Annotated in this window: 5 protein-coding genes; all 5 read left to right on the top strand. The window is 69.8% G+C overall.

All coding sequences use genetic code 11. The features are described 5' to 3' along the window. The coding region (locus ABZZ22_RS26765) for a thiamine ABC transporter substrate-binding protein (protein ID WP_354938533.1) at positions 1 to 560 on the top strand (560 nt) is incomplete at its 5' end. Then, complete coding sequence (locus ABZZ22_RS26760; RefSeq protein ID WP_354938530.1) at positions 557 to 2215, top strand: ABC transporter permease subunit; 1659 nt, start codon at positions 557 to 559, stop codon at positions 2213 to 2215. The genes ABZZ22_RS26765 and ABZZ22_RS26760, both read left to right, overlap by 4 nt. Before the next feature lie 156 nt (positions 2216 to 2371). Beyond that, complete coding sequence (locus ABZZ22_RS26755) at positions 2372 to 3352, top strand: ABC transporter ATP-binding protein (RefSeq protein WP_354938527.1); 981 nt, start codon at positions 2372 to 2374, stop codon at positions 3350 to 3352. 61 nt (positions 3353 to 3413) lie between these two features. Beyond that, positions 3414 to 4481: a phosphatase PAP2 family protein gene (locus ABZZ22_RS26750; RefSeq protein ID WP_354938524.1), complete on the top strand. Its 1068-nt coding sequence runs from the start codon at positions 3414 to 3416 to the stop codon at positions 4479 to 4481. Positions 4482 to 4677: 196 nt separating this feature from the next. After that, positions 4678 to 5226, top strand: a 549-nt coding sequence (locus tag ABZZ22_RS26745) for an acyl-CoA dehydrogenase family protein (protein ID WP_354938521.1), incomplete at its 3' end; no start/stop codon positions are given.

Here is a 5226-nt window from a genome sequence, read left to right as displayed (position 1 = left end):
CTGCGTACAAGGATCTCTTCGTCGCCCCAGGTGCGGCGACGTCGACGCCGGGGATGGCGTTCCTGCTGGCGACCGTCGCCGAGTACGGCAAGGACGGCTGGGCCGACTACTGGGGCAAGCTGATGGACAACGGCACCAAGGTCGTCGACGGCTGGGATCAGGCCTACTACTCCGACTTTACCCAGGGCGGCGGCAAGGGCACCCGGCCGATCGTCGTGTCGTACGACTCCTCGCCGGCCTTCACCGTCAAGGACGGCAAGACGTCGACCAAGGCGCTGCTGGACACCTGCTTCCGACAGGTCGAGTACGCCGGCGTGCTCAAGGGCGCCGACAACCCCGAGGGCGCGCAGGCGCTGATCGACTTCATGCTCTCCGACAGCGTGCAGGGGGCGTTGCCGGAGAGCATGTACGTCTTCCCGGTCTCCTCGAGCGTCGAGCTGCCGGCCGAGTGGGCGAAGTTCGCCCAGCAGCCGACCTCGCCGCTCTCGGTAGAGCCGGAGGAGATCGAGAAGAACCGTGAGGCGTGGCTGGCGACCTGGAGTGACACGATCGCACGGTGACTTTTCGTTTGGGGAGCTCGACTCGACGCGTCGCAACCCTGGTCGCGCTCGCTGCCCTCCCGGTGGCGGTGCTGGCGGTCTTCTTCGTCCTGCCGGTCACCGGGATGGTGCAGCGTGGTCTGTTCGCGTCGGGCTCGTTCGACCCTGCGGCCGCGATCCGGGTGCTGCAGCGCTCGGAGGTCCAGCGGGCGCTCTGGTTCACGCTGTGGTCCTCGGGCCTGGCGACGGTTCTCAGCGTGGCGCTGGGGCTGCCGGCCGCCTTCGCCCTCCACCGGCTGAGCTTTCCGCTGCAGCGGGTGATCCGGGCGGGGCTGCTGGTGCCGTTCGTACTCCCCACCGTCGTCGTCGGGGTCGCCTTCCGTGAGCTCATCGGCGAGGCCGGCCTGTTGGCCGGGCTGGGGCTCGACGGTACGCCGACCGCGATCATCCTCGGGCTCGTCTTCTTCAACGCCTCCGTCGTGATCCGGGCGGTCGGGGCGGCGTGGGAGTCGCTCGACCCCCGCCCGGGGGAGGCCGCGGCCGCGCTGGGGGCGGGGCCTTCTCGTGTTTTCTGGACGATCACGCTGCCGGCGCTGCGCCCGGCGATCGTGTCCGCGGCCTCGGTGGTCTTCCTCTTCTGCGCCACCGCGTTCGGGATCGTGCTCACCCTCGGCGGGGTTCGCTACAACAGCGTCGAGACCGAGATCTACAAGCTCACCTTCACGCTGTTCGACCTTCCCGGCGCCGCGGTGCTGTCGGTACTCCAGCTCGTGGTCGTCATCGGGCTGCTGGTGGTGGCCGGCCGGCTGCGCTCGGTGGCCGACCCCGCGCAGTCGCGGGTCGTCGTACGCCGCCGCCGGGTCTCGCTGCGCGACCTCCCTGTCCTGCTGTCGACGTCGGTGCTGGTCCTGCTGGTCGCCGGGCCGCTGCTGGCCCTGCTGCTCGGGTCGCTGCGGGTCGACGACCGGTGGAGTCTGGGGAACTACGCGGCGCTGCAGACTCCTGGTTTCGACCCGCCGCTGCCGGTCCCGGTCACGACCGCGCTGGCGACGTCTCTGGCGGTCGCGGTGCAGGCGTCCGTGATCGCGCTCACGCTCGGGCTGCTGGTGGCGTTCGCAGTGACCCGGCGGTCCCGGACCCGTGCCGAGCGGCGGGTGCGCGCCGTTCTCGACGGGCTCTTCATGGTCCCGCTCGGGGTCAGCGCGGTCACGCTCGGGCTCGGGCTCTACCTGACTCTCGGATCGGGCGCGCTCGACTTCCGCGACGAGCCCTGGCTGGTGCCGTTGGCTCAGGCTCTCGTCGCGCTGCCCCTGGTGGTGAGGACGTTGGTGCCGGTGCTGGCGTCTGTCGACGACCGGCTGCGGCAGGCCGCCGCCGGCCTGGGGGCCGGGCCGCTGCGCGCGGTCATGACCGTCGATGTACCTGCTGTCTGGAAGCCGCTCCTCGCCTCCGCGGGCTTCGCGTTCGCGGCCTCGCTGGGGGAGTTCGGAGCGACCTCCTTCCTCGTTCGCGAGGAGCGTCCCACCCTCCCGGTCGTCATCCTGCGGTTGTTGTCCCGTCCCGGCTCGGACAACTACGGCATGGCTCTCGCCGCCGCCTGTGTCCTCGCCGCCACCACCGCCGTCGTGATGCTCCTCGTCGAGCGTCTACGCGTCCCGTCGATCGGAGCACTGTGAACGTACGCCGAGAAGTCGCTCCCGTCGGCCGAGGCGTCACTCGCGTCGGCCGAGAGGTCACTCGCGTCGGCCGAGAGGTCGCGACGGTGCCATCTCGAGCGACGTACCTGACGTCTCGGCCGACGTACCTGACGTCTCGGCAGGATCGAGGTTGCGATGCTGTCGCTGTGTGAGGTGTCGGTCGAGTACGACGGGAAGACCGCCGTCGAGGACGTCAGCCTGGAGCTGGCCGACGGGGAGGTGCTGGCGCTGCTCGGGCCGTCGGGGTCGGGGAAGTCGACGCTGCTGAGGGCCGTGGCCGGGCTGGAGCCGGCGACGGGGGCGATCAGCTGGGACGGGCGGGCGCTGCGCGGGGTGCCGACGCACAAGCGCGGGTTCGCGCTGATGTTCCAGGACGGACAGCTGTTCTCGCACCTGACCGTCGCGAACAACGTCGCCTACCCGATGCGGCTGCGCCGCATTCCGACCGCCGAACGCAGGAAGCGGGTCGATGACCTGCTGGAGCTCGTCGGTCTGGGTGGTTACCAGGACCGCCTTCCCGGCACGCTGAGCGGCGGTGAGCGGCAACGGGTCGCGCTCGCCCGGGCGCTCGCGGTCGAGCCGCGGCTGCTGCTCCTCGACGAGCCGCTCTCCGCGCTCGACGCGGGACTGCGGGAACGTCTGGCGGGCGACCTGCGCCGGATCCTGCACGAGGCCGGCACCACCGCGCTGATGGTCACGCACGACCAGGAGGAGGCGTTCGCGGTGGCCGACAGGATCGCGCTCCTGCGTGACGGACACCTGGTGCAGGAGGGGACGCTCCAGGAGGTGTGGGCCACGCCGATCGACACCTGGGCAGCCCTGTTCCTGGGCTATGCCCGCGTGCTCGAGGGGCCGGCGGCGTACACGGTCCTGAAGGCCGCCGGGATGGAGCCGGCCGGAGCAGTGGCGCTGCGCCGCTCCGCCTTCGCCGCCGACCCGGCCGGCCCGCTCACCGGCACCGTGGTCTCGGCCAGGGCTACGCCGGAGCAGCATCGGCTCGTCGTACGTCTCGACGACGTCGGTGAGGTCGACGCCGTCGCCGACTCGGCGCCGGCGCCGGGGGAGAGGGTCGGACTGCGGGTCGAGCCGAACCGCCTGGCCATCCCCGGGTCCTGACTAAAGAGTGGTGCGCTCAGGAATGGGCACGGTAGCCGCCCGCCACTTAGAATTAGCGGCTATGTATCGCCGCGCTCAGATCTTTCTCGTCAGCAGCGCGCTGATCTTCGGTCTGATCGCAGTCGTGACCGCGCAGATCGTCGACAAGCGCATGCTCGACCCGGAGGGCTTCCTCGGACCGTCCTGGCTCCGTCTTCCCCTCCTCGTCGGAGCCGCGCTCCTCGTCGACCTCGTGCCGCGTACGCTCTGGCTGGCGCGGTTCCGGTGGCGGGAGATGGGCCCGATCTTCAAGGAGCGGGTCCGCACCCACTGGACCCGTGAGCGGCTGACGCTCGTGGCGATGGGCATCGTCTGCTTCTACCTGGTCTACGTCTGCTACCGGAACCTCAAGTCGTTCCTGCCGTTCGTGGTGCCGGAGACCTACGAGTTCGACCACGAGCTCCACCTGATCGACAAGGCGGTGCTCTTCGGTGCCGACCCGGCGATCCTGCTCCACGACGTTCTCGGCACCGGCTGGGTCGCCTGGTTCCTCTCCTACATCTACATGTGGTTCCTGCCGCTGGTGCCGTTCGCCGTCGCCGGTTGGCTGGTGTGGTCGCGCAACCTCGCCTACGGCTACTGGTTCGTGTGCTCCCAGTGCATCGCCTGGATCCTCGGCACCGTCTCCTACTACTGCCTGCCGACGGTCGGCCCGGGCCTGAACTACCCATACCTCTACGCCGACCTGCCGGACACGCCCACGAGCGCCCTGATGGAGTCGCTGGTCTTCACCCGGCAGCACGTCCTCTTCGACGTCGACGCCAACGTGGTGCAGTCGGTCGGTGGCTTCGCCTCGCTGCACTGCGGGATCACCCTGCTGATGGCCCTGATGATCCAGGCCACGATCAACAACAAGATCGCCCGCTGGGCCGGGTGGATCAACTTCGGGATCACCGTCGTCGCGACGATCTACTTCGGCTGGCACTACCTCGCCGACGACATCGCGGGCTGCATGATCGCGCTCGTCGCGTACTACTTCGGCGGGCTGGCGGCCAACCAGAAGTTCCAGCGCAAAGGCGTGCGTCGGCTCGTCGCGGAGTCCGAGCAGATCGCCGACCGCGAGTCGAAGGTCGCCCACGAGCTGACCTGATCCGGGCTTGGTCGGGGCATAGGGCCTGTTTGAAACTCGGAAGGCGCCGGCCAGACGCCGCCCAGCGCACGCCCTGGCGGCGTTGCCGCCTCTCGACAGACACCCGGTATGCCTTCGAGGCGGCGCCTTGCCAGGACGCACGCTGGACGACGTCTGGCTCGGCGCCGAGTTTCCAATCAGACCCTAGGCTGGTGGCGTGACCGCCATCGATGCCACATCACTGACCTCACTTCTCGACGGCCGCTACGCCGGGGTCCGACAGGACGTACGCAAGGCGCTCGCCGAGCGGGCCGACTTCCTCGACGAGGTCGAGGAGCTGCCCCGGGCGGAGTATCGCGAGCGGGTTCGAGAGGTGCTCCTGGACGTCTCCGCGAGCGGCCTGACCGGGCTCGGGTTCCCGAAGGAGTACGGCGGGGGCGGTGACGTCGGCGCCTCCATCGCCGCCTTCGAGGAGATGGCCGGAGGCGACCTGTCGCTGCTGGTGAAATCGGGTGTGCAGTTCGGCCTCTTCGGCGGTGCGATCCTCCAGCTGGGGACCGAGCGCCACCACGATCGCTACCTCGCCGACATCGTCGCCGGCCGGCTGCTCGGCTGCTTCGCGATGACCGAGCACGGCCACGGTTCCAACGTGGCCGCGGTGGCGACCGTGGCAACCTACGACTCGGCCACGCAGGAGTTCGTCATCGAGACGACTCGGGAGGATGCGTACAAGGACTACATCGGCAACGCCGCGGCCCACGGCGAG

The sequence above is a fragment of the Nocardioides sp. NPDC006273 genome, assembly GCF_040613495.1.
Lineage (GTDB): Bacteria > Actinomycetota > Actinomycetes > Propionibacteriales > Nocardioidaceae > Nocardioides.
The sequence above is the reverse complement of the archived record's forward strand: the minus strand, read 5'-3'. Positions and strand labels throughout refer to the sequence as shown.

Excerpts from the sequence above, each read along its gene's own strand:
- ABZZ22_RS26755 (WP_354938527.1), top strand. The coding sequence starts at position 2,372 with ATGCTGTCGCTGTGTGAGGTGTCGGTCGAGTACGACGGGAAGACCGCC.
- ABZZ22_RS26750 (WP_354938524.1), top strand. The coding sequence starts at position 3,414 with ATGTATCGCCGCGCTCAGATCTTTCTCGTCAGCAGCGCGCTGATCTTC.